This window comes from Anabaena sp. UHCC 0451, assembly GCF_034931405.1.
Taxonomy (GTDB): Bacteria; Cyanobacteriota; Cyanobacteriia; order Cyanobacteriales; family Nostocaceae; genus RDYJ01.
Genome location: NZ_JAYGHA010000022.1, coordinates 20613 through 46255 on the forward strand (window position 1 = coordinate 20613; position 25643 = coordinate 46255).

Annotated in this window: 21 protein-coding genes, 1 other RNA gene and 1 pseudogene; 6 read left to right on the forward strand and 17 right to left on the reverse strand. The window is 39.3% G+C overall.

Translation table 11 applies throughout. From position 1 onward, the window contains the following. Window positions 1-31: 31 nt before the first annotated feature. A complete protein-coding gene (locus tag VB694_RS16060) occupies window positions 32-1261 on the reverse strand; it encodes a sulfite exporter TauE/SafE family protein (RefSeq protein ID WP_323361334.1) in 1230 nt (409 codons plus the stop codon). Between the two features lie 415 nt (window positions 1262-1676). On the opposite strand from VB694_RS16060, the pseudogene VB694_RS16065 reads away from it, so the two are divergent. After that, window positions 1677-2009: pseudogene (locus VB694_RS16065) on the forward strand (M28 family peptidase); the annotation flags it as partial. On the opposite strand, the gene VB694_RS16070 reads toward VB694_RS16065, so the two are convergent. Next, window positions 2006-2446 carry a hypothetical protein gene (locus tag VB694_RS16070; RefSeq protein WP_323361335.1) on the reverse strand — a complete coding sequence of 147 codons (441 nt, stop codon included), beginning with the start codon at window positions 2444-2446 and terminating at the stop codon, window positions 2006-2008. The pseudogene VB694_RS16065 and the gene VB694_RS16070 sit on opposite strands and share 4 nt — an antisense overlap. 222 nt (window positions 2447-2668) lie before the next feature. Here VB694_RS16070 and VB694_RS16075 point away from each other — a divergent pair, with 222 nt between their 5' ends. Further along, entirely contained in the window at window positions 2669-4312 is a 1644-nt protein-coding gene (locus tag VB694_RS16075; RefSeq protein WP_323361336.1) for an alpha/beta hydrolase, read from the forward strand. A 112-nt stretch (window positions 4313-4424) separates the two neighbouring features. On the opposite strand, the gene VB694_RS16080 is transcribed toward VB694_RS16075, so the two are convergent. Both VB694_RS16080 and der read right to left on the reverse strand, forming a co-directional pair. Beyond that, complete coding sequence (locus VB694_RS16080; protein WP_323361337.1) at window positions 4425-5354, reverse strand: energy-coupling factor transporter transmembrane protein EcfT; 930 nt, start codon at window positions 5352-5354, stop codon at window positions 4425-4427. A 144-nt stretch (window positions 5355-5498) separates the two neighbouring features. Further along, window positions 5499-6863, reverse strand: a complete 1365-nt coding sequence (der, locus tag VB694_RS16085) for a ribosome biogenesis GTPase Der (protein ID WP_323361338.1) — start codon at window positions 6861-6863, stop codon at window positions 5499-5501. A 295-nt stretch (window positions 6864-7158) separates the two neighbouring features. On the opposite strand from der, the gene VB694_RS16090 reads away from it, so the two are divergent. Next, window positions 7159-9126, forward strand: coding sequence for a hypothetical protein (locus VB694_RS16090; protein ID WP_323361339.1), 1968 nt, complete (start codon window positions 7159-7161; stop codon window positions 9124-9126). A gap of 63 nt (window positions 9127-9189) precedes the next feature. Here VB694_RS16090 and VB694_RS16095 read toward each other — a convergent pair whose 3' ends face one another. From VB694_RS16095 to groL, 8 genes are all read right to left on the reverse strand, one after another. Further along, entirely contained in the window at window positions 9190-9969 is a 780-nt protein-coding gene (locus tag VB694_RS16095) for a D-Ala-D-Ala carboxypeptidase family metallohydrolase (protein WP_323361340.1), read from the reverse strand. 246 nt (window positions 9970-10215) lie between these two features. Next, window positions 10216-11247, reverse strand: coding sequence for a Gfo/Idh/MocA family oxidoreductase (locus tag VB694_RS16100; protein WP_323361341.1), 1032 nt, complete (start codon window positions 11245-11247; stop codon window positions 10216-10218). A gap of 20 nt (window positions 11248-11267) precedes the next feature. Continuing rightward, on the reverse strand, window positions 11268-12005 hold the full coding sequence (gene rnc / locus VB694_RS16105; RefSeq protein WP_323361342.1) for a ribonuclease III: 738 nt from the start codon (window positions 12003-12005) through the stop codon (window positions 11268-11270). Between the two features lie 154 nt (window positions 12006-12159). After that, window positions 12160-12585 carry a DUF4435 domain-containing protein gene (locus VB694_RS16110; RefSeq protein ID WP_323361411.1) on the reverse strand — a complete coding sequence of 142 codons (426 nt, stop codon included), beginning with the start codon at window positions 12583-12585 and terminating at the stop codon, window positions 12160-12162. 48 nt (window positions 12586-12633) lie between these two features. After that, an RNA gene (gene rnpB / locus VB694_RS16115) (RNase P RNA component class A) lies at window positions 12634-13040 on the reverse strand. Window positions 13041-13085: 45 nt separating this feature from the next. Next, entirely contained in the window at window positions 13086-13805 is a 720-nt protein-coding gene (locus tag VB694_RS16120; protein WP_323361343.1) for a hypothetical protein, read from the reverse strand. A gap of 59 nt (window positions 13806-13864) precedes the next feature. Continuing rightward, the gene (gene corA / locus VB694_RS16125; protein WP_323361344.1) at window positions 13865-15016 is read right to left on the reverse strand and encodes a magnesium/cobalt transporter CorA; all 1152 of its coding nucleotides are present in this window, start codon (window positions 15014-15016) and stop codon (window positions 13865-13867) included. Window positions 15017-15173: 157 nt separating this feature from the next. Next, a complete protein-coding gene (groL, locus tag VB694_RS16130) occupies window positions 15174-16856 on the reverse strand; it encodes a chaperonin GroEL (RefSeq protein ID WP_323361345.1) in 1683 nt (560 codons plus the stop codon). A 157-nt stretch (window positions 16857-17013) separates the two neighbouring features. On the opposite strand from groL, the gene VB694_RS16135 reads away from it, so the two are divergent. Next, window positions 17014-18093, forward strand: coding sequence for an MraY family glycosyltransferase (locus tag VB694_RS16135; protein ID WP_323361346.1), 1080 nt, complete (start codon window positions 17014-17016; stop codon window positions 18091-18093). Window positions 18094-18161: 68 nt separating this feature from the next. Here VB694_RS16135 and fabG read toward each other — a convergent pair whose 3' ends face one another. The 5 genes from fabG to VB694_RS16160 form a co-directional block, all read right to left on the reverse strand. Beyond that, the gene (gene fabG / locus VB694_RS16140) at window positions 18162-18902 is read right to left on the reverse strand and encodes a 3-oxoacyl-[acyl-carrier-protein] reductase (protein ID WP_323361347.1); all 741 of its coding nucleotides are present in this window, start codon (window positions 18900-18902) and stop codon (window positions 18162-18164) included. 184 nt (window positions 18903-19086) lie between these two features. Then, complete coding sequence (hemB, locus tag VB694_RS16145; RefSeq protein ID WP_323361348.1) at window positions 19087-20064, reverse strand: porphobilinogen synthase; 978 nt, start codon at window positions 20062-20064, stop codon at window positions 19087-19089. A 338-nt stretch (window positions 20065-20402) separates the two neighbouring features. After that, on the reverse strand, window positions 20403-20762 hold the full coding sequence (locus tag VB694_RS16150; protein ID WP_323361349.1) for a DUF4870 domain-containing protein: 360 nt from the start codon (window positions 20760-20762) through the stop codon (window positions 20403-20405). A gap of 402 nt (window positions 20763-21164) precedes the next feature. After that, window positions 21165-21746: a PspC domain-containing protein gene (locus VB694_RS16155; RefSeq protein WP_323361350.1), complete on the reverse strand. Its 582-nt coding sequence runs from the start codon at window positions 21744-21746 to the stop codon at window positions 21165-21167. A gap of 173 nt (window positions 21747-21919) precedes the next feature. Continuing rightward, entirely contained in the window at window positions 21920-22789 is an 870-nt protein-coding gene (locus tag VB694_RS16160; protein WP_323361351.1) for a hypothetical protein, read from the reverse strand. 583 nt (window positions 22790-23372) lie between these two features. On the opposite strand from VB694_RS16160, the gene VB694_RS16165 reads away from it, so the two are divergent. Both VB694_RS16165 and prfC read left to right on the forward strand, forming a co-directional pair. Continuing rightward, the gene (locus VB694_RS16165; RefSeq protein WP_323361352.1) at window positions 23373-23741 is read left to right on the forward strand and encodes a HEPN domain-containing protein; all 369 of its coding nucleotides are present in this window, start codon (window positions 23373-23375) and stop codon (window positions 23739-23741) included. A gap of 248 nt (window positions 23742-23989) precedes the next feature. Next, entirely contained in the window at window positions 23990-25618 is a 1629-nt protein-coding gene (prfC, locus tag VB694_RS16170) for a peptide chain release factor 3 (protein WP_323361353.1), read from the forward strand. Window positions 25619-25643 lie beyond the last annotated feature (25 nt).

Genomic DNA, 25643 nt, shown 5'->3' on the forward strand with positions numbered 1-25643 from the left:
ATCTCCCCAGTCCCCAGTCCCCAGTCCCCAATCACCTATCACATTTTTTTGGGGAAACATAGAATTTTTCTAATTTTAAAATTGACCAAAAGAAGGGCGATCGCAATAATAAAACACCAAGGGTAATTATTACTAATAACAAAGTTGCTAATCTATTACCCCAAGTCAATCTTAAAGCACCCAAGTAATGAGAACCAATCAATACTACATGAATGGTAGTCAACAGCAAAGCGGGAACGCTCAAAAGATGAATTTTTCGCCAAAGCTGACCTAAAGACTTTTGCAGAAAATCGAAACTTGTACAAGCCGCAGGACTCATCAACACCAAAGCCACCGCACCTGCACCCATTCCCCATTGAAATTCTAGGGGTAAGAACCAAAAAGCGGCAAAATTCCATTCTAGAGAGTGTTCTATATTATGAATGGTATGTACCACGGACAGGACAAAAGCCCCTACTCCGAAAGCGCGACGGTAGCGCATGGGTGATGACCACAAACCACTGATAGGACGAGCAATTAAGGAAAAAATTAAGCAGATCAGGGCAGCGTGTCCACTGTAGTCTACCATTGTGTCACCAGTTCGCAATAGAGTAATTGCGCCAATGATTAGTGTTACCCAACCACCCAAGCGAAATAACTGACTGCGGCGATCTTTACTCATTAAGGAAGTAGAAACACCGACTCCCAACATCGTCGGTAGAGTTCCCAAACCAAAAGCTAACATGGTAATTGCACCATGCCACAAATTACCTGTAGCTGCGGCTTTAATTTGAGCAGCGTATAAAAAACCGCACGGCATTAAACCCCAGGTCATGCCCAAAAGTGCTGGTGTCCACCATTTTGTATGTAAGGATAGTTTTACCATGCCCGCACTTAGTCGGTTATGTAAACTACCTTTTAAGAGAGGATGTAATAAGGGAATATGCGGTAATAAGTCTGGTTTAACTTGTCCTAAACCAAACCAAATTAACATGATACCAGTAATTATAGCTATCCAGCGGCGTAAATCACTACCAACTCCCGCTAATTGTCCACCTTCAACTAATACCGAACCGAGAGCGCCAATACCTGCACCTACTAGAGCATAGCTCAACATTCGCCCTAAGTTTAGCAGAGTATGAAATTTTAATTGCTGTTGCCAACCCTGAGTTTCTTCTTGATGGGAAAGGGAAAACGCGACAGCTAGGGGTCCACACATCCCAAAGCAATGTCCAAAACTTCCCAGGAAGCCCAGGATGGTGATCAGCAATAAATCTAACATAAATAAAGTTCTGAGTCCTGAGTAATGAGTTCTGAGGCAGAAGTCAGAACTTTCCTAGATGGCAAATTTACGTTAAATTGGTGATTCTGTCAAAAGACAAGCTGTAAAACAAGCCTCTTTACTCCGTTTCCTCTGTGGTTAGATAAATCATATTTAAACCGCAGAGGCGCAGAGAGCGCAGAGTTAAAGAAAAGATTTTTCGAGTCACCTTGAAAAGACTAACTAGATATCTGGTGAAAAAGAATGTAGAGATGTTCCATGGAACGTCTCTACAAAGGTTCTGGAAAACGCATATTTAAATTCGGTCGATGTCTACTGTAAGACGTGGTATTTGCGTTATGTTGAAGTCGGAAAGACAGGGTTATTGAAGATGAAAAAATGGCTTTGGCTATTATTGATCATGCTGAGTGCAATAGTGGTAGGGGATACGGAACATTTACCTTTATTAAATGCTTTTAGCAACACTAATCAAAATTTACCCGCAGTGCTGACATTACCCATACCGTTTAAAGGTTTGTTAACTCCTGACACTTTAAGAAGTGATCATGCTCCTTTTTGGTATCAAGGAGTGGGTGCTGTTTTGGTGACAGATACGGCTAATTTGCGTAGTCCTAATTATCATCAACCCAGTGATTTACCAAAAAATATCGAGCGTGATTTTTTTATAGGTACAGCGCAAATTATTGTCAATGCTACTAATCATTTGTTAGATAAACCTGGAATTTTCACAACTCCACCAGCAACCTAATTAACCTTGAGTTTAGGAAAAGTTAAAGTCCAGTTTTGGGGATTATTAAGTTGGAAATATAAACCTTGGAAAATCATTTTTACAGCTATGCGACTTCTAATATAGTGCTTAATCAACAGCTTTCCTGGTTCTGCAAACACATCGTCATAATTTTCTCTATATCCAAATGGACGAGAACAGTATTGGCGATCGCCTGGAATTGATAACACAAAAAATCTACTTTTTTTATATTCATCAGGAACTTGAAAAATTCCATAAACATGATGTTCACCCAGCCAAGGTTTAACCAAAACCTGAGTTGCTTGTACTTGAAAGTTCTGTTGTTTTAATTTTAATAAATTAATTAGACTGCAATTAGAATCATTTACAGGCCACCAAATAATAGTAATGAACAAAGAAAACAGCAGAATTAAACCATAGATGAGACGACGACGCATAAATCACCACAATCATTCCTAAACAACAAAATTATAGTCATCTTCAGAATTTTTTGATCTTGATCTTGCTTTATTCAATTTAGATCCTTCTTCACCCGGTTGTTATCACTATTAACATGAGTGTTATCCTGATTTCTGAATTCTGCTGTATGTTTACCTAATTATCGTAGTCAAAGACACCAAAACCAGTTACAATCCCTTAAGTTGAGGTGCAGTAAAAAGATGTTAAAAAAGAAAAGCTGGAAAAATATCAAGATAGTTGCAGGTGTCTTTAGTGCTATCACACTCACACAGTTGGTAGTAGCAAACACTTCCGCACAAGCCGCAGATAAACTTGTTGTACGCTATGGACCATTAGAAGAATCTGCTTCTCTTGCAGATTTAAAAAAAGCTGCGGAAACAGGAGAATTACCTGCTAGTTTAGGGACATATACCAAAAGATTAACTGAACAACAACGCAATTTTCTAGTGCGGGGATTAAAACTTAGAGTACCAGTGAATGTTGTCACTCTTGATCGTTTACTCAAAACTCAACTTGGGAACACAATTCTCAATGATATCTCCACTACTTTGAATCGCAAAGATCAAGCGGGAGTGCAAGCAATTAGAGCCGGTTTAATTTTAGGTGCAAACTCACCCCAAGGTTTGTCTATACTCAGTTTTATTAATGCCTATCCCAGCCAAAACCTAGAAATTAATGTACCACAAGCTTTGACAGTAGCACGAAGTTTGAATATGGCTTTTTGGCGGACTCAGCAATTTATGTTGGCTATGACTCCCCGAATTGATCCTAGCAAAATACAAGCTGCTAGTTCTTTTGATCCTACACAACCAGGAAGCGCCCAAGTACAAATATTAAATTTAAATTTAAATGACGAAAAGCGTCAACGCAAAATTCCTGTTGATGTTTATTGGTCAAATTCTGCCAACACTGAAAAGCCTGTAATTGTCTTGTCTCATGGTTTTGGCTTAGTTCGTACAGACTTACGCTATTTAGCTGAACATCTGGCTTCTCATGGTTATGTAGTCGCAGCTTTGGAACATCCTGGTAGTAATATCGCAGCTAACAAAGGCGCAAATTCTTTAAAACCCCAGGAATTTGTAGCACGTCCCCAAGATGTTAGTTTTGTTATTGATGAATTGGAAAAAATCAACCAAACTACTGATAACCCATTACAAGGTAAATTAGCAACAAATAAGGTGATGGTTGCTGGTTTTTCTTTTGGTGGTATGACAGCTTTAGCATTAGCTGGTGGTGAGTATCAAATAGCTAGTCTGAGACAAAGCTGTGAGCAAAATGCAGCTAAATTGAACTTTGTCCAAGGTTTTATGTGTGTAGCGAAAGAATTACCAGAAAATAGCTACCAGCTACGGGATGAAAGAGTTAAACAGATAGTAGCTTTGAAGCCTCCTACCTCTTTATTGTTTGGGGAAACTGGTTTAACAAAAGTGCAAGTACCAACTCTCATGTTGACAGGTTCTGCCGATCACATCACCCCAACTTTAAGTGAACATATAACCAGTTTTGCTAAAATTCCCTCTCCTAAATGGTTAGCTGCTGCGGTTGGTGCTACCCATCTGAGTGTGGTAGATCCTAGCCTAACTAATAATCAGGAAGGAAAAACAAACTCATCTATTTCTAGTCGGGAAGTGGTGGGTGAAAAAGCTGCGGATGTTCGCAAATATGTCAAGGCTGTAACTTTAGCAATGGCAGCGCAGTTAACTCCAGAAGCTGATAAATATAGGGTGTTTCTGACTCCAGATTATGCTCAAGTTGCTTCAACTTCACTCTTCCCATTTCGTTTATTAACTGAAATTCCCCCTGCGGCGATGGGTTTAATGCCAGGAATGATGGAAAAAAAATAAAAAGAAAATAAAAAGGCTTGGAAGGGAACCCAAGCCCAGACTTCACTCAGGGTAAAATATATCCCAACTTTATAAAGTTTCAGTAATTTAAACATCCTCCTTAAGGCGTAAATTAAGAAACTTCTGTTCCCAAGGCTATCCTCAGTCCCCAAAATACTATTAAAATTGCAATAGCTAACCAATCACCTGTTTTTAATTTTAACTCTTGCCATTTGACTCGATGTTCATTAGGACTGGTAAAACCTCTTACCATCATGGCATTTGCCATTTGTTCGGCTCTTAAAAGCAAATTTTCCAATAGTCTCTCAATCACAATTAACCAAACTTTAGCACCTCCTTTTAATCCTAATTTTTTCCAATTAATTGCTCTAGTCATGACAGAACGGACTAGGTTTTGAACTTCTTCTAAAACTAGGGGAATAAACCGCAAGGATAAGGTTAAAGTTAGGGTGATTTCTGTAACTGGGATTTTGAATCTTCTGAGTGGTTGCATTAAGCTTTCCATCCCAGAGGTGATTTCTTCTGGTGCGGTGGTCAGCAAATATAAATTAGTGCTGTAAATTAAAGTAAACACTATTGTACTCAGCCTAATTGCTAAATCTAAGGACCGACGATTTACTTTTATGGGTCCTTTGTGAAACAGCACATATCTATATTCTTTTTTGCTATCTGCTAATTCTAGACTCGCTTTGGCATCTTTAGCGGTTGGCGGTTGGGTTAAGACTTGTTCGTTTTTTGGTAGGCGTGGTTGATAATTTATACTGAATCCATCGGGACTGATAGCACCGATCGCAAATACCATAAATGATAGCACTAACAGCCAGCCCATTTGTTGCCGCCATACTCTCAGGGGAATTTTGGCAAATACGGTAAAAATAATTAACAGTAATACCAATAATACGCGCCAATAGTTGTTAGCGACAATATAGCTGGTCAGAAAGCTTAATAACCAAATTAACTTGACTCGTGGGTCTAATTTATGTAGCCAAGTTTGCGGTTCTTCTAAGTATAATCCCAGTGGGAGCGATCGCAGTAAATCCATTTTTTAGTAATTGTTCATTGGCCATTGGTCATTAGTGATGAGCAAATGACCAATAATTACTTTATGATACAAGCCCCCGGATTTATCTGTGGGGTCAATCCAAAATCCAAAATCTAAAATCCAAAATTGCCTGACCAGTGAATATTATTTTACGCGAGTTGCTCGATTGAGATTACCAATTTCCGCATCCCGGACTTTTTTACTTCGCCAAAATAAACGAATGGGTGTACCTTCAAACCCTAATTGTTTGCGGAACTGTCTTTCAATATAACGGCGATAATTGTCATTAAACCGTTGAGCATCGTTGACAAATAGAGCAAAGGTTGGTGGTTGGCTACTTACTTGCGTACCATAATATATCTTACCTTGACGACCGCCCCGTGAAGTTGGTGGAGAATGCCAGCTAATTGCATCTGTAAGGACTTCATTTACTACGGAGGTGGTAACACGACGTTTGTGTGCTTCCGCTGCTTTATTCACCAATTCTAAAATCTTTTCTACCCGTTGTCCTGTGGCAGCACTGACAAAAATTATATCTGCCCATTCGGTAAAATGTAACCTGCCTTCTAGGGTTTTTTCGTAGTCGTAGATGGTGTAAGAGTCTTTTTCGACTGCATCCCACTTATTAACCACGATAATGCAAGCGCGACCTTCTTCAATAATGCGCCCTGCTAATTTTTGATCCTGTTCAGTAGCTCCATCTTCAGCATCCAACACTAATAAAACCACATCGGCGCGGCGAATAGCTTTAAAAGCGCGGTTAATACTAAAGAATTCTGTACCGTATTCTATATGTTTCTTTTTGCGAATACCTGCGGTGTCAATTAAGCGGTAGGTTTGCCCATTTCGTTCAATCTCCGTATCAATTGTATCACGAGTTGTTCCAGAAATAGGACTGACGATCGCTCTTTCTTCGCCAACAAAAGTATTCAATAGACTTGATTTACCGACATTTGGACGACCGATAATGGCGACTTTAATCACATTATCTTCTGGTAGATCCTTCACGTCGGGGACGTGCTTAATTAACTCATCCAAAATTTCCCCAGTACCGCTACCATGAATGGCGGAAATAGGGTAAGGTTCACCTAATCCTAATTCCCAAAATTCACTAGCTTGAATTGAACCTTGGTCTGGTGATTCACATTTGTTTACAGCCAGGAAAATTGGTACAGGTTGTTGACGTAACCAATCAGCAATTTCTTGATCTGCTGGCATTGGTCCTGTTTGCCCATCCACTACAAATATCGCTGCACAGGCTTCTGAAAGCGCCATTAATGCCTGTTGGCGAATCAAAGGGAGAAATTCGGTATCATCGTTAAATACTAAGCCGCCGGTATCCACTACCACAAATTCGCGATCGCTCCAAAATGCTGGTCGATAAGTGCGATCACGCGTTACACCTGGTTCATCGTGTACTATGGCCGTTTGATCTCCGGCTAACCGATTAACTAGGGTGGATTTGCCCACGTTGGGGCGACCGATAATTGCTACAATTGGCAGTGCCATAAACTAGAGTTCTTTGTGCTGAGTGTGTAGATGTGCTGAGTTTTCTATCTACGTTCTTCACCCAGCACTGTTTTAGAGAACTATTAATCATATCATATTTTTTGATTATAGCAACTTTGGGACTGGGGATTGGGGACTGGGGACTGGGAAAAATTAATCAACTTTTGCCACTGACAACTGACTACTGGGAATATTCTTTTTTAAAATCGTCGTAACTTAGATATCACAATTTTAACTCTTGACAATAATTTTATTACATAATTATACTGAATTTACATTGTCATGATTAAAGATAATGAGCAAACGTCAATGGCTAGAAATTAGCGAGTATGTGTGCCTGGGTTTAATAGTATTGGGAACGATAGCAGCAGCAGTGACTCAGCAGGTGGTTTATGCAGTTGTTCCCTTGGCTACAAGCATAGCGTTGAATTTAGCCAATCGTCCCCGCTTTAATTATTCTCAGTCGCAACAAAAAATTGAACAATTGCAGGGAAATTTTCAAAATATCACAGATAAATTCTATCAAGTACAGGAAACTATGGATACATCTAATCAGCGGTTACAACAAATCGAGGCTTGGAGAGAACAGTTAAGCCAATTTATTGATCAGAAAATTGCAATTTCTACTAAGCAGAATTTGGAAAAAATAGAGATTTGGAAACAACAGGTAAGTAAAATTATTGATCAAAAAATTGATATATCAATTCAAAATTTGAGTACAAAAATTAACCATTTTAATCAACAATTTGAAGATATTAATAACCGTTTGACTGAATTGGATAATTCTTTGAATAATTTGAATAAAACTATTCATAACCAAGGAGAAGAATTGATTGATATTCAAGAATTAAAATCTGAATTTTTACAATTTAATCAACAGATATCAGTCGTTAATTCTCGATTTGAGCAAATTGAGAAATCAATTAAAGATGGAAGTGAAAGCATTCAGCAACAATTAGCAAAATTTCATAAAAATCAAGAAAATCAACAATTGGAATTTTCCCAAATTAGTCAAGAAATTGCAGTTTTTAAACCACAATTTGCACAAATTGAGAACTCAATACAACAAATTAATCAAAATCTTGATCAACAATCTCAGGAATTAGAGAAAGTTCAACAAAATCAAAATGCTGAAAATTACAAATTCAATAATCTCTTTAATTCTGTCAATCAATCGTTAACAGTATTAGATACTTCATTTGATGCTTTAATAAAATTTAATGCTTTGATCAAACCATTAGATACACCAAATCAGGCTAATATTCAAACTTCCCAAAATCAAGTAAATGTCGAATTTAATCAAGCAATTCCTACGAAATCTGCATCTGAAGAAAACACAGATAAATTATTATTTGTAGGAACTTTAAAAGGTCATGAATATAAAGTTTCTTCAGTTGCTTTTAGTCCTGATGGAAAAACTTTAATTAGTGGAAGTGATGACAAAACTATCAAGATTTGGGATTTAACAACTCAGCAACATCGTACTTTGGAAGGACATCAAGATGCAGCTTGGAGTGGAGGTATTAACTCAGTTGCTTTTAGTCCTGATGGTAGAATATTAGCAAGTGGTGGTAATGATAAAACTATTAGATTATGGGATGTAGAAACAGGTAGTAAAATTCTCACTTTTATAGGACATGAAGAAAAAGTTCATTCTGTCGCATTTAGTCCATTTGGAAAAGTTTTAGCTAGTGGTAGTAAAGATAAAACAGTTAAACTTTGGTCTTTAGAAACAGGAAAGGAAATTTACTCTTTTAAAGGTCATATAGATGATGTTTTGTGTGTAGTTTTTAGTCCAGATGGTAAACTTTTAGCTAGTAGTGGAGGTAGTAATGATAAAACTATCAAGATATTACAATTAGCTGAAAACAAAGTGAGAACTTTAACAGGTTTAACGGTAAGTTCTGATTGGTTCGTTGGTGCTATTAATGCTTTAGCTTTCAGTTCTGATGGTAAGATTTTAGCAAGTGCTGGTAATGATAAAACTATTAAGCTATGGGATGTAGAAACTGGTCAGGAAATTAAGGTTTTCACTGGACATTTTGATCATATTTGTGCTGTTGCTTTTAGTCCCAATGGTCAGATTTTAGCTAGTGCTAGTAAAGATAAGACTGTGAAATTATGGTTTGTAGATAGTGGAGAAGAAATTTCTAGTGTGAAATGTGCAGATGATGCGGTTTACTCTGTTGCTTTTAGCCCTGATGGTAAAATTTTAGCTGCTGGAAGTGGAGATAAAACAATTACCCTGTTTCCTTGTGTTTGATCCCCCCAACCCCCCTTAAAAAGAGGGGCTTTGAATTCATTGTATATCTAATAACTTGGGTTATTAGTAAGGAAAGATAACTCTTCCACCGGGTCTGATGTCAGCATGGAAAAATCCTTTATTTTTACCCATAAAAACTGCATCTCCCAAACCTGAAAATTGAGAAGCTTTTAATACATCCCAAAGCTTTTTAAAGTCTCCGTTCATGGGGATCATATCTATAGCCCGGAAATAGAGATGCTGGCTATTAGGAGCGCCTCCTACAGCCTTGTTTACCGCTGGTGGACGGTATCCAGAAGTAATTTTAATCGGTGAAGCAAATTTTTCTCTCACTGGTCCCCAAGTTTTCGCCATCCTAATTGCATTTGCTACATATTCAGAACTGGTAGGAATGCGAGTACAATTTTTGGTAGCTTCACCCCAAGTTAGAGGAATACCCTCAACAATATATTGGTTTGCATAGACTATTTCGCCTCCTGGAAGTTTCATTGAAGCACCTGTCCGTGACCCAGCAGAAGGATTGAGTTTTATTTCTGAGTTAATACCTTCTTCTTTGTCGCCAGCTATTTCTTCGTTACCCTTTAACTCTAGTAACTCCTTAGCGGTTGTCACTCCTAGACCTAGAGGATAGGCCAGTTTATTATCTTGCTTGAATTCTGAGAAAGCTTGCTTAGTTAAAGGACCAACAACGCCATCTACTTCTATTTTCAGAAGTTGTTGTATTTCTTTAACCAAGTCTGGATTTGCGTCAGTGATGAATATAGCCGGGGGATTGAGTTTGACAAACTCAGATAGAGATTTGACAGTTCCAGGGTTGATTGAATCTGGGGAGTTTGATGTCATAAGTTTCTGAATAGATATGAATAGGTTTTTTAAGTTTTTAAAGGGACATGATTTAACAATCCCGTTCGCTACTTCGGGTAATCTTAAACACTAGCCCTATAAGAGTTTAATCGTACATATAAAACGAGCCTATTTTGTCTGTTCAATTCTTAATTTAGAATTAAAATTCATTTTTAGGCTTAAACAGCTATTAAATTCAGATCAGCCCCATACTTGTAGCTGATTGCTGATAATTGCTTGGCAAAATCAACCATTACTGATTTTTATAGATTTACCCCCCTGGTGGAGAGATGTAGTTAAAGCTGTGAGAATTTCTACCAACTCTCTACCCACCCAACCAGAGGAAATTAGTGAGGGTGTATTTTGTAGAATATTAGTCACAAAGCGATCGCAGACTTTTCCTAATGGTTCAGCTTTGGCAATTTCCAGCACTTCCTGATGTTGATTTATAGGTATAAATAAATCTCCTTCTTTGGTAAATTCCCCATGTATCAGGGTTAAAGGAGATGAAGCTGACATTTCATCAAATATCAAACTGCCTTTACTACCCACAATTCCTAAACGACGTTGTTTATCAGGATTCAGCCAGCACAGGTGAATATAAGCTTGAAAATTGTCTGGATATGTCAACGTTACCCAAACTAAATCCGCTAAACCCTGGCTTTCTGTCCTATTTTCCTGTAACCAAACTGTACCTGTTGCTTGTACTTTTACAGGTAACTTACCTAACCAAGTGTTGAAAATAGCAATATCATGAATTGCTAAATCCCAGAGTGCATCAACATCTTGGCGTACAGGTCCCAAATGAGTACGGGTAGCATAACCATAACGTAAATCACCTAACTGACCAGATTGAACTACTGTTTGACCTTTTTCGACTGCGGGGTGAAATAAATAAGTATGGTCAACCATGAGTATCAATTGCTGATACTCTGCTAATTGGCACAGTTCCCGACATTCTTCTGGGTCAAGAGTGAGGGGTTTTTCTGCTAAAACATGATATCCGTGTTGAAGAGAATCTTTAATTAAACCATAGTGAGTGGTAGCGGGAGTTGCGATCGCCACTGCTGTTAATTCCGAAATCTGCTTTACAGATTCCCACTCGTTTGTTAGTAATATATTTTCATCTAAATTAAACTTTTGTTTAACTGCTGCTAATCTTTCTGAATGTGGATCTACTACAGCCAAAACACTTACTTGAGGATGTTCCAGAAAATTTCGCAACAAATGCACTCCCCAACGTCCAACCCCGATAACTGCAAGTTTAATTTTAGTCATTGGTTATTAGTTATTAGTTATTAGTTATTATTCTCTCTGTCACCTGTCACCTCTTCAGTAACTGCCAAATAAGCAATTTTCGCAGCCGCTTGTTCAGCCGCTTTAATAGAGCGTCCCTTACCTTGTCCTAACATTTTCTCATGTAACCAAACTTCAGCCACAAAACGTTCATGAGTGTGGTGGGGTTGATTAACTTCCACAACTCGGTACTCCGGTAAAACTTTAAATTGTGCCTGAGTCCATTCTTGCAGAGCAGCTTTATAATTTAATCTAGCCGGATCAAGACGAATTTCTGTTGTCAGTTCTTGGAAGTGCGGATCTAACCAAGGACGAATCAAGTCTAAATTGTGAGTGCTGAGGTAAAGCGCCCCCAGAACTGCTTCAAAAGCATCTGCTAGACGTGATTCCTGACCAACATGATCAGCAGTAGCACTACCAGCAACAAGTAAGTATAGTTCTAAACCATATTCTCTTGCTAATTTAGAGAGAATGCGATCGCTCACCAAAACGGAACGAATAGCCGCAAAATCCCCTACCGAGCATTCGGGGTAATGTTCCCATAACATCACAGCAGCCACGAGTCGCACCACTGCATCGCCAACGAACTCCAGTTGTTCATAGTTTGCCGATTCTGAAACAGTGGCGTGTGTTAGCGCCAAGTCAAGTAACGGCCACTTGATCGGACTATTTTTTGACAGTCCTAACTTTTGGACTAAACTTTCAAGTTGCCTTTGACGGCGAGGATAAACGCGGGACATTCAATCAGTGTGGGGAAAAGGATTCATAACTCTTAACTTAGCATTAAATTATAGAGTATAAATACAAGTTGATTTTTTGTTAAAAAACTCACTGTGTCAGCATTTTTATAACTTCAACGGTTTGTAGAATGTTTAATTTGCCATCGTGACTCCTCTAAGAACTTACTTGCGTTAAATAATTGTGCAAAGTTTCGGGTGTTTCAGCATAGACAGAAAAAATACTGATGGCTTGATCGTTGCTTAACTTTTCTCCAAAAGTAAACTTGATTTTTTCTTTAATATACTTTTTAGCATTTGATGAGTCTTGCAGTATCATTTCAATTATTGAAACTATAAACTGCATTTCATATTTACCTCGGAAAACTTTACATTGGTTACAAATAGTAAACTCAGCCAGCTTTGTGTTTAAAACATCTTCTGAAACTTCCAAGGCATCTGGGAAAGTCTGTTTAATTTTTTCAAAGTCATATTTTGCTGAAACTGACTGTAGTGTAAAATCAATAAAATCTTTTGGTAATTTAGCTTCCAAATCTACGCCTGTTTGGTTTCCTTTTGTATTTCTAACGTCTTTTGTATTAATTGAAAAAACGAACTACAGAAAAATTACACATCCATAATTCATAAAAAAGAGAGAGAGCAGGACATAAGCCGGGTTCTGTTCTCTTGCGAGGGCAGTTATCTATCTGGGATGCTTGTTACCAAACACCTCTAGCGGCTCTTTCTTAACGGAACTGGTAAAAGACCAACCATAGTTCCTCTGGCCTTGCTTCCAACCGGGGTTTACCGAGCCAGTACCTCTCGATACTGCTGGTGCGCTCTTACCGCACCTTTGCACCCTTACCAACTTCAGGGATTGAGAAGAGCGGGAAAATTATTCCCCAGTCCCTAGTCCCCAGTATTGGCGGTATCTTTCTGTGGCACTATCCTCACGATCGCTCGCACTGGACGTTATCCAGCAAGTTTGGTCTTTCGGAAGCCCGGACTTTCCTCAAACCAGTCTTAATGACTGATCTGCAACCACCTGCGCCTACTCTCTCCTAGATCCAGTTTAAGCTTTGATTGCCCCTTCTGTGTGGATAATTAGGACTTCTTTTTATTCCAAGGTAGGGCATAAGTCCAAGGTAGTTTTTCGAGAGTGAAAGGGCAATTGATAATTGATATGGGAGGAACATTCACACCAGGAGCTAAACCGACACGTAACTCAGATATTCTTAGCACCAGTTGAAAAGAAAATTCTACCTTCTTTTTTCCATCCATAAAATCTTTGTACAAATCCTTGAACGGCTTTTGATTCTTCATGCCAACAATATCAATCAAGGGTTCTCCTGGTTGATATGTTCCTGTTTCCTTGTCCCTTTTTAAAATATCTTCTGCCGTCACATTTTCAGAAATTGTTTTCTTGGGAGCAATAATTGTAGGAACTTGAGGTATTGCTAAATCACGACTGAGGTCTGGAGACTTGCGAATTACTCGGCGGGATTTTTTAGTATGTTCAACTACCCAAGAGCTATTATCCCAGTCCACATATACAGCTAAACTTTCTGATTTATTATCAATGCTAATTGACAATTCTTTTAAGTTGTCTTTCAGTTTCTCTAAAGAATATGTATCTGTTTTAAAAGAAATGCCAATTTTATCTTCCAGATTTTGTTCTTTCAGTTGTTCTTCAGCAGCACTTTTTTGGAAATTGAGCATGACCATATCATCAATAGATTCAATCATGCGATTAAATGTGTAATAAACACCCAAGATATAAACCATCAAAACCAGCAGATTTTGGTCGCTACTTTGTAATACCATAATTTTGAATATCAACTCCTGAAAAACGCTAAATAATTTTACCCTGGCAATATCTTATTTTAGTATCTTGACTTTTTGTGAATATTGACGGAATTTGCCAGCCAACCCCGTCGCCAAAAGAAGAATATTAAACCACAGGCAATTACAGCCATTAATCCCAAACAAAGTGGATAGCCCCAATACCAATTTAGTTCTGGCATATTATATGGTGATTTTTCGGTATTGAAGTTCATACCATATATTCCCGCTACAAAAGTTAAAGGAATAAAAATTGATGAAACCACTGTTAATAATTTCATAATTTCATTCATTTTATTGCCAACGGCTGAAAGATAAACATCCATTAATCCAGATGCCAATTCTCGGTAAGTTTCTACCATATCCATAACTTGTACTGAATGATCATAACAGTCTCGCAAATAGATATGTACTTCATCACTAATTATTTCACTACTGTCTCTAATTAAAGAATTTATTGCATCCCTTTGAGGCCAAATCCATCGGCGTAATTGTAATAATTCTCGTCTAATTTGATAGATTTTTTGTAATGTTTGGGGAGTAGGATTAGTTATTACTTCTTCTTCTAATTCCTCAATGCGATCGCCATAGAGTTCTAATACCGGAAAAAAACCATCAATAATTGCATCTAATAGAGCATACGCAAGATAATCCGCCCCATATTTACGAATATTGCCTTTATGTTTAATAATTCGGGTTCTGACTCCGTCAAAACAATCATATTCTGGTTCTTCTTGAACTGTGAGTAAATAATGTTTTCCTAAAACAAAACTCACTTGTTCACTATGAAATTCATGGCTGTTTTCTTTCCTAACCACCATCCGCGCAATAATCACTAATTGGTCTTCATAATCTTCAATTTTCGGACGTTCTGCCATATTCACCACATCTTCTAAAACTAGAGGATGCAACTCAAAAACTCTCCCCAATCTTTCTAAAATGTCTCTATTACCTAAACCTTGAACATCCACCCAAGAAACAGATTCCGTATCCAAATAGTTAGCGCAATCTTCAGGATTAATTATTTGTTCACGAATTAGATTAGTTTGGTTATAATCAAACAAAAAAATATTTGGATGTTCAGCATTTTCATCAATGATAATTGTTCCTGGGATAGTTCCTGGTTGATGATAGTATTCATTTCTGGAAGATTTATTGATAAATTTGGGAAGACGGCGAATTTTTTTAATCATCAAATTTTACCTATAGTAATTCAACAGTCAGCTTTTGATAACGGAACTAACTTTAATTTCCGCTCCCTGTTCCCCATATCTCTGTATAAAAAACAGTTTGCCTGATTTTGTCAAGACAAACTGTAAAAAAATTAAAATTTATTTGGGGAAGCGGTGATTAGAACATACCCATACCACCCATGCCACCCATACCACCCATGCCGCCCATGCCGCCCATGCCGCCCATGCCACCCATACCAGCGTCAGGTGCAGCAGCAGATTTCGGTTCAGGCTTTTCGACAACGATGGCTTCAGTGGTTAAAACCATACCCGCAATAGAAGCAGCATTTTGCAATGCAGAACGGACAACTTTAGCAGGGTCGATAATACCTGCGGCAATCAAATCTTCAAATTCTCCAGTAGCAGCGTTATAGCCGATGTTAATATCGGTTTCTAGAACTTTGGAGACAATGACAGAACCTTCAGCACCAGCATTATCAGCGATTTGGCGTAAAGGCGCTTCTAATGCTTTTTTGACAATATCAGCCCCAATCTTTTCTTCAGCGTCAAGAGTGTTCTTAATTGCATCTACTTTTGTAGAGAGATGAATTAAGGTTGTACCACCACCAGGAACAATACCTTCTTCTACTGCGGCTTTGGTGGCGTTGAGTGCGTCTTCAATCCGCAGTTTACGGTCTTTGAGTTCGGTTTCTGTAGCTGCACCGACTTTAATCACTGCCACACCACCAGCAAGCTTGGCAATGCGTTCTTGCAGTTTTTCGGAATCGTAGTCAGAATCAGTTTCTTCTAACTGTTTGCGAATTTGAGCAATACGCTTCTGCACTTCTGGCTTGATTTCGCTACCAGCGACAATTGTAGTGCTTTCTTTGTCAATGGTAAGTTTCCGGGCTGTACCTAACATTTCCAAAGTAGCAGTATCCAAGCTCAGACCGATTTCTTCAGAAATCATCTGTCCATCGGTAAGAATAGCAATATCTTGTAGTAAGGCTTTACGACGTTCGCCAAAACCAGGGGCTTTAATAGCAGCAACGGCTAAAACTCCTCGTGCTTTGTTAACTACCAAAGTTGCTAAAGCATCACCTTCAATGTCTTCGGCAATGATTAATAAAGGCTGACCTGAACGAGCGACTTTTTCCAGTACAGGAACTAAATCCTGAATACTACTGATTTTTTTGTCGGTAATGAGGATGCGGGCATTTTCAAATTCCACTGTCATCCGGTCGCTGTTGGTGATGAAGTAGGGAGAAATATAACCCCGGTCAATTTGCATCCCTTCTACTACTTCTAGTTCAGTAGTTAAGGATTTGGATTCTTCAACGGTGATGACACCATCTTTGGTGACTTTTGCCATTGCTTCGGCCAGCATACTGCCAACTTCTTCATCGTTACCAGCGGAAACTGTGGCCACTTGAGCGATCGCACTTCCTTCGACTGGCTTGGCTATTTTAGCAATTTCTTTTACCAATGCTTCAACGGTTTTATCAATTCCCCGTTTTAAAGCAATAGGGTTTGTACCTGCGGCTACGTTTTTCAATCCTTCTCTCACTAAGGCCTGTGCTAGAACTGTAGCAGTTGTTGTCCCATCTCCAGCCACATCCTTGGTTTTAGATGCCACTTCTTGAATCAGTCTTGCACCAGTATTTTCTAAAGGATCTTCTAATTCAATTTCTTTGGCAACGGTGATACCATCGTTGACAATTTGGGGCATTCCAAATTTTTTTTCTAACAGGACGTTGCGGCCTTTTGGACCCAAGGTAATTTTTACCGCATCTGCCAGGGCGTTAATGCCTTTTTCTAGCGCCCGCCGTGATTCCTCATCAAATGAAATAATCTTAGCCATGTTTTATTTTTTGATCGCTTCCATTAGACAATTTAGCACTCACAGGACAAGAGTGCTAACTGCCTCAGCTATTCAATTTAACAAATACTCAGAAAAAATTGATTAAGATTACAGTTATGCTGATTTTGAACACTAGCAGTAATGGTTGAAGTGGGAGATGAATTTAGACAACTCCCTTAGAACACTCGGTATTGCTAACCCTAGCGGCACCGGCTGGTTGGCGGTAGTATTAACTTTTATTTTGGCTTGGCTTGTCACTTGGCGTTTGATTCCAGCAATACGTCAATTTGCCTTGCAAGTAGGTTGGGCTGACCAACCGAACGCCCGACGACTGAACCAAGAACCTTTACCTAATGCGGGAGGTTTGGCTATCTATGCTGGTGTTATTGCCGCTTTAGTATTAGCTAGTTTGTTACGACCCATTGAACTCCAAGGAGTATTGGCACAGGTACTCACGGTTTTGTTAGGGGGTTCTATTTTAGTCTTGGTTGGCTTTATTGATGATCAATTTGGCTTACCTCCTTCTGTGCGTTTGTGGGCGCAGATGATTACAGCATTGTTGCTGGTGGCTAATGGCATTAGCATCAAAGTCATGTTTGGTACACCCATTGACTCACTCTTGTCAATGGCTTTGACAGTATTGTGGGTAGTAGGTATTACCAATGCCATTAATTTGATGGATGGGATGGATGGTTTGGCTGGAGGAATCAGTTTTATTACGGCGATGAGTTTGTTGGGAGTTTCTGCTCAGTTTGACAATCGGGCAGCAGCAACCCTGGTATTAGCTGCTTTAGGAGGTGCAGCACTGGGGTTTTTACGTCACAATTTCTATCCTTCACGGATCATCATGGGTGATGCGGGAGCCTATTTTTTCGGCTATGTACTGGCTGCAACTAGCATTTTAGGCAAATTACAACAAAGTACAGTTTATGCCCTTGTGCCGACGGTTTTATTTTTGATGTTGCCAGTTTTAGATACTACTCAGGTATTTGTACGGCGACTTTTAGCCGGCAAAAACCCTTTGAGTACCCCTGGCAAGGATCATTTGCATCATCGCTTGCTGGCTTGGGGTTTTTCTCAACGTCGTGCCGCTTTTACTCTGTGGTCTGTGACCTTGTTTTTTAATGTGCTGGCTATGACGGTACAGGGTATGACTGCACCTGTCATCTTGGCTTCTGCTGCTAGTATTGTCCTACTTTTGGGTGTGACTATCTGGCAGAGAATCTTTCATAATTGAGGAATCAGGACAGGAGTCAGAATTAATTTTTTGGACATCATCCCAGTCCCTAGTCCCTTCTTTACCAATTACATAACCATACCACCATCGACGTTAAAAACTTGTCCGGTGATGTAAGCTGCGGCGGGATCAGCTGCTAAAAACCTGACCATCCCGGCAATTTCTTCTGGTTGACCAAAACGACCCAGGGGAATGTATTGTAGGATGCCTTCGGCTTTAATATCGCTGGTCATGTCGGTGGTAATAAAACCAGGCGCAACGGCGTTCACTGTGATCCCACGGGAAGCTAGTTCTTTGGCAACGGTTTTGGTAAAACCAATCACACCTGCTTTAGCGGCGCTGTAGTTTGCCTGTCCAGGGTTTCCCATTTGTCCAGCTACGGAAGATATGTTGATAATCCTGCCTGAACGTTGTTTGAGCATGATTTTACTGACGGCTTTGGTACATAAAAATACACCTGTCAGATTTAGGTCTATGACGGCTTGCCATTCTTCTAGTTTCATCCGTAATAATAATGTATCGCGGGTAATGCCTGCATTGTTGACTAATATATCAATACGTTTGAATTTCTCTAAGCTAGTGCTAATCAGTGTTTCTACTTGATCTGCTTGGGAAACGTCTGCTTGGAGAGCGATCGCTTCTCCTCCTGCTGCTGTAATTTCTGCTACTACTTGTTCTGCTGCTGTGCTGGAACTGGCATAGTTAACAACGACTTTTGCGCCTTGGGATGCTAGTTGAAGGGCGATCGCTCTTCCGATTCCTCTTGATGCTCCTGTAACAATTGCAACTTGATCCTGTAATAATGTCATTGATTTTTCTGAAGATTTGGAGATACAGCGTTAATTATTTTATGGTGATTTGGGAATTATGTAACCCACCTCCCGTACCCTAACTGTCACACATCCACAAGAAGCTGAGGTAATAAACAACAAAGGCCAAAGACACTCAAAATCCTCTTTGCGTCTTTGCGCCTTTGCGTGAGGTCATATCTTATTACAACCACCGAGCCGCATCTTTAGCGTGGTAAGTCAAAATCAAATCAGCACCAGCCCGTTTAAAGCCTGTTAAAGTTTCCATGACAACGCGCTGCTCATCAATCCAACCATTTAAAGCAGCAGCTTTTACCATCGCATACTCACCAGAGACATTATAAGCAGCTACAGGTAAATTACTAGCTTGCTTCACCTGCCAGATAATGTCCATATATGCCAAAGCCGGCTTCACCATCAGCATATCAGCGCCTTCGGCAATATCCAACTCAATTTCTTTGATAGCTTCACGGGAGTTACCGGGGTCCATTTGATAGGTGCGTCTATCACCAAACTGTGGTGTGGAGTCTGCGGCATCCCGGAATGGTCCATAATAAGCGGAAGCGTATTTTGCAGCATAGGACATGATGGGGATATCTTCAAATCCCGCTTCATCCAAACCCTCACGAATTGCTTGCACAAAACCATCCATCATTCCCGAAGGTGCAATAATATCCGCACCTGCTTTAGCTTGGGAAACTGCGGTTTTTTTCAATAATTCCAAAGTTGGATCATTTAAAACTCTACCTGTTAAATCACCAGTTTGTAAATAACCACAATGACCATGACTGGTATATTCACACAAACAAGTATCCGCCAAAATAATTAAATCAGGAACTGCTTCTTTAACTGCGGTTGCTGCTTTTTGGACAATACCACAATCATGCCATGCACCTGTAGCATCTATGTCTTTATCTGCTGGAATTCCAAATAAGATAATCGCCGGAATTCCTAAATCATAAACTTCCTTTGCTTCTTCAACTATTTTATCTATCGAAAGTTGATAAACACCAGGCATAGATTTGACTTCTTTCGCAATACTCTCACCTGGAACAGCAAACAAAGGGTAAATTAAATCATTGGTTGTTAAAACGGTTTCACGTACCATGCGACGTAGTTGGGGATGGGTACGTAAGCGACGGGGACGATGTGTAGGAAACATAGATTTTTATTTTTGATCAAGAAAAAACGCAATGGACATAACACAAAGCGTCACAAAAGCCACATTTTACTTTGTGACCTTCAGACAAACTAGAAACAGTGCTTAACTGTCTTTGCCCTGCTGTTCATGAAGCTGTGGGGCAATTTTATATTTTACAGCTTTGTTGACACTTTCCTAGAATAATTTTGAGAAAATAATCTTAAAGTCAGGAGTAGGGGTTTAGCAATGCTAACCCCTTACAGAAATGCTAAACCCTTACAGGATTCATAATAATTGGAAAATTTCTTACTTTTGTATGCTGACAAATTGATGATAAAAATACCCAGTGGAGATGATTACTAAAAAACTCGGAAAATGAAAGGATAACGAAAGGGTGTATCAGGATTACCAAAAACTCCGATGAGGGCAAAAATTGTTAATCCCCAATGTATCAAATATCCCAAACCTGCTAATGGTAATAATATCACCAGTGGTAATACTAACCAACCCAGGAGAAAAAACAAAGTTCCTAAAATTGCACCATAAAACCAAACGTTAAAATGGAAATTGATGGATTCTTTAGCGTTGTCTTTGACAACCGGATCATCAGAGATTATTAATAAAGCAATCGGTAAACCAACGGATACAATAGTGGTGCTGAAAAAAATTGCTCCGTGACATAAGGCTGATAATAGTTTGCGTTTATCGCTGTCGTACATTCTTGACACCTCATCAATTCTAGTTATTTATTATATCATATTTGGTTAAATACTGATAAATCAGAATGTTTAATTTTGTCTGAATCAGGATAACCAGGATTTGAGGATTTACAGGATGGTAATTTCTAGATTTTCTGTTAGTGATGAAATGTGTGTTTGTCAGAATCAGGATGTCCAGGATTTTCAGGATGGGAATTTTTAGATAGTTTTTTGGTGATGAAAGTTGTATTTGTCTGAATCAGGATGTCCAGGATTTGAGGATTTACAGGATGTTAATCAGACAATATCTACATATGAGCCTCGATGAGTTTTATTTTTTCTGAGAACTTTGCCAAAAATGTGATCTCTCTAATTTGAAAAAATCTATTTTTCTCAGAGGATTTTGATGATGTTTGCGTAGACTCATGATTGTTCTCCTACAGGTTGTTGTTGCGATCGCGGCTCAATGGGGAATGCCAACCAACACCAAAAGTACAGAAAAATAAATCCAGGGATGACGATCGCTAAAATAACGGTAACAATCCGCACACCCATGACTGGTAAATTCCATAGCTGAGAAAGGGCATAACACACACCTGCGAAAACTTTATGACGACTGCGATGAAATATAGCCCTTGGTATGACAGGAGTATTGACATCTGATCGCTTGACCTTGAGAATCAAAGAAATCAGGAGTCCGATCGCACCGAAAATGGCTGATGGAATAGCGAAAATCGCCAGCCAGTGAGCCATGAACATCCCCGAAATCACGTCTCCAAGCCAAGATGAGGACGGACAAATAAAGCGAACTGCTTCTGCTGAACAACCAAAGCGTTCAGCTAAACCCATCCCTCCCCAAGTGACTAGGAATGGAAAAATTCCGTAGAGGATACATATACCCAACAAAAGTAAATGTCCACGGGTGGTAAGCGATCGCGTCATGGAGATAGCTGCAAGTGCTGGTCCAACAAGCAACAGGATTGAAATCAAAGGCAAGTAAATCATGGATTTTCTTAAACTTAAATAAGGTCAAATGAAGCTTTCTGATTTAGATTTGATGGCTGGTTTTTAGGGTAAATCAACGAGCCGAAATCGTTTACCATTCTTTGAGCGTTGTAGATGGGATTTGCAACTCAATCTCCTGATCTGTAGCCACAGGTAAAGTCAGGAGAATGCCCTCACTCAGGCGCTATTTGAGGTTTTTCTCTACCAAGTTTCCACAGCAAGATGACACCCAAGCCGAACATATTGACTAGGAAAACTATTAAACCTCCGAAAAATGGAATTAGTGTCAGAACTGTGAGGATTGCTAAACCTACCAAAAACTGCTGCTGTAACGACCAATTACGATTACTGACTAGACTTTGACCGACAAAAAGTGCCACGGCTAATGATCCGACTAGAGAAGTGATAATCACCGTCAGACTTAGTAGTGGAATCAGAGGAATACCAATCAGCGTAATCGCTAGAAACACAATCACAAAGATAATGCCGACGATCGCTCCCATTCCCCATAAAACAGCCAAACTGGGGTGTTGACGCAATTTTGTAGCCAAAGAAGGCAGGAACTGGGGATTGGTATGTAAAATAATTAGTCCGAGAATAGCTGCTAGTAAGGCGTTACCAATTCTAAAAATGGGACCGAGAGAAATAGTGTAGAAGAAGCTACCTCTACCTCGATGGGAACTATCCATCATCCCAGGTTGATCATTAGTTGTATAGCTACCGCCAATGTTCGCACCTTCTTCTTTGACGATTTTGCCGCCAAAGGAGTAAACATCACCCTCTATCTGCACTCCTTTTTTCAGAATGACATCCCCGCCAAATGCGATCGCAGTATCCAAAACTCTAGCATTAGGCAATACTGTAACATTCCCCCCAAAAGCCAAGGCATTTTCGACAACTTGATTCTCTGGTACGATGACGCTACCACCAAAGCGAATCAGGTTGGTATTGTTGATATTGATGTCAGTCTGCGCTAGGGTATTACCTGCAAATATTAAGCAAATAGTGACGATAAAACCCAGAATTAATTGTTGCCATTTCATAGATTTTATCCTCGTGAATTACATCATGATGAATTCGCTTCATTGGATAGTTGCATTCACCGCAAACTCAGCCATCCCCAAAAGCAGCAAAGCGAAGATGATTTAGCATTAGTCTTCAGGAATTAGATATATTTAAAAATCGGCAATACCACAAAGTGGTTGCCAAGGGCATCGCTAATACTCAAGCCGAACTAATATTAAATGAAATTCGTTCTACCTGAATCTACCCCAGGGCTGGACAATTCTATTCATGTCTTGAAAAGTTTTGCGCCGGGAAACCCGGACGCGCAAACTTTTCGCTTTCTAACGCCTGCTTGACGAAAGTTGTTGTCAAATTCATCGCTTTTCTCAAAGATGTTTAACTCTGAAATTATTGAGTTTTGAACAGAAATACATGGTACGATCAGATAGATTGGCAAGAATGCACAGCCACTACAATCATCAAACCACATCCTGTAAATCCTCAAATCCTGGAGTTTAAAATATATCGTCGTAATTTCTAACATTTTTTACTCCCTTAGTCGGTTTGAAAAAGAAGAAACAATGCTGATTAAAAATATTAAAAAAGAAGGTATTTATTTTTATGAACAACGAACAGCAGTTTCTAGTGCAAAAAGCTGAAGATAGTCTACGTGCTGCGAAAATTTTAGCCAGTGAAAATCTCCATGATTTTGCTGTTTCTCGTGCTTATTACGCTATGTTTTACATAGCTGAAGTATTTCTAGTAGGTGAAAATCTCAGTTTTAGTAAACACTCTGTTGTAATTAGCAAATTTGGCGAACTTTTTGCCAGAACTGGTAAAATTGATCCTAAATTTCACCGTTATTTAATTGATGCAGAACAAATCTGTTTAAAGGGAGATTATGATCGTTCTGAACGCTTGAATGCTGAAGATGCAAAACTACTGATTGACAGATGTGAAGAATTCTTAAAATTAGAGAAATATCTATAATTGTTCAATTCTAACAAATCAATATTCTGACAATCTGAGAAATCTAAAACTAGACCCTATATGCGCGTGCAGATTCCCATTATAATAAAATCATAAAGGAAAATCTAAAATTTGTCAACTACCTCACCCATAAAATTCTCAATATTGATGAATTCAGAGGTGAAAATTAATAGAATAGACAAATGTGTTTTCCTAGTCCTGAAAAAGACTACATTTAATTAAGTAAGGTTAAAAACGAATTAAAAATTATGGCTACTGAACTTATCGAAGAACTAGGTGAAGCGGTGGAACTAAGGCGCAACTTTGCGATTATTTCTCACCCTGATGCTGGTAAAACTACCTTAACAGAAAAACTATTATTATACGGAGGTGCGATTCACGAAGCTGGGGCAGTAAAAGCTCGGAGAGCGCAGCGTAAAGCCACTTCTGACTGGATGGCAATGGAACAACAACGGGGTATTTCTATCACCTCTACAGTGTTGCAATTTGTCTATCGTAACTGTCAAATTAATTTACTTGACACCCCTGGACACCAAGATTTTAGTGAAGACACTTATAGAACTTTAGCAGCAGCAGATAACGCGGTAATGCTAATTGATGCGGCTAAAGGGTTAGAACCCCAAACCCGGAAACTGTTTGAAGTGTGTAAACTTAGGGGTATTCCGATTTTCACATTTGTGAATAAACTCGACCGTCCGGGAAGAGAACCGTTAGAACTGTTAGATGAAATAGAGCAGGAATTGGGGTTACAGACTTATGCGGTAAATTGGCCAATTGGGATGGGCGATCGCTTTAAAGGCGTATTTGACCGCCATCAGCAGCAAATACATCTATTCGAGCGTAGCGCCCACGGTAGCCGAGAAGCCCGTGATACCATCATCAACTTAGGTGATAGCAAAATTGAGCAACTACTAGAACAAGACCTTTATAACCAACTTAAAGATGAATTAGAACTATTAGAAGGTGCAGGGGGGGAACTTGATTTAGACTTAGTGCATCAAGGAAAAATGACACCTGTGTTTTTTGGTAGCGCCATGACCAACTTTGGGGTGGAATTATTCCTCAAATACTTCCTGGATTATGCCCTCAAACCAGGTACACATAATAGCAGCGTTGGCGAAGTTCCTCCTACCTATCCAGAATTTTCTGGATTTGTCTTCAAACTCCAAGCCAACATGGACCCCAAACATAGAGATAGAGTAGCTTTCGTCCGGGTCTGCACAGGCAAGTTTGAAAAGGATATGACAGTGAATCATGCCCGCACAGGCAAAATTGTCCGTCTATCTCGGCCGCAAAAACTCTTTGCTCAAGAGAGAGAGTCAATTGATGTTGCTTATCCTGGAGATGTGATCGGTTTAAACAATCCCGGCGTTTTTGCAATTGGCGACACAATTTATACAGGACAAAAACTAGAATATGAGGGAATTCCTTATTTTTCACCAGAATTATTTGCCACGCTGAGAAACCCCAACCCATCAAAATTCAAGCAATTTCAAAAAGGCGTTTCCGAATTAAGAGAAGAAGGTGCTGTACAAATTATGTACTCCACTGATGAAGCCAAACGTGATCCAATTTTAGCAGCAGTTGGTCAGTTACAATTTGAAGTTGTGCAGTTTCGTTTACAAAATGAGTATGGTGTCGAAACTATCCTAGATTTATTACCCTACAGTGTCGCTCGGTGGGTTGAAGGTGGTTGGGAAGCTTTGGAAAAGATCGGGCGTTTATTTAACACTACTACCGTCAAAGATAGTATGGGCAGACCAGTATTATTATTCCGTAATGAATGGAATTGCCAACAATTGGAGGGAGACCATCCAGAGTTGAAATTAAGCGCCATTGCCCCAGTATTTTCTAGTCAAAAACCAGTGGAAGAATAGGTGATGGCTGATGGGTAATTAGTAA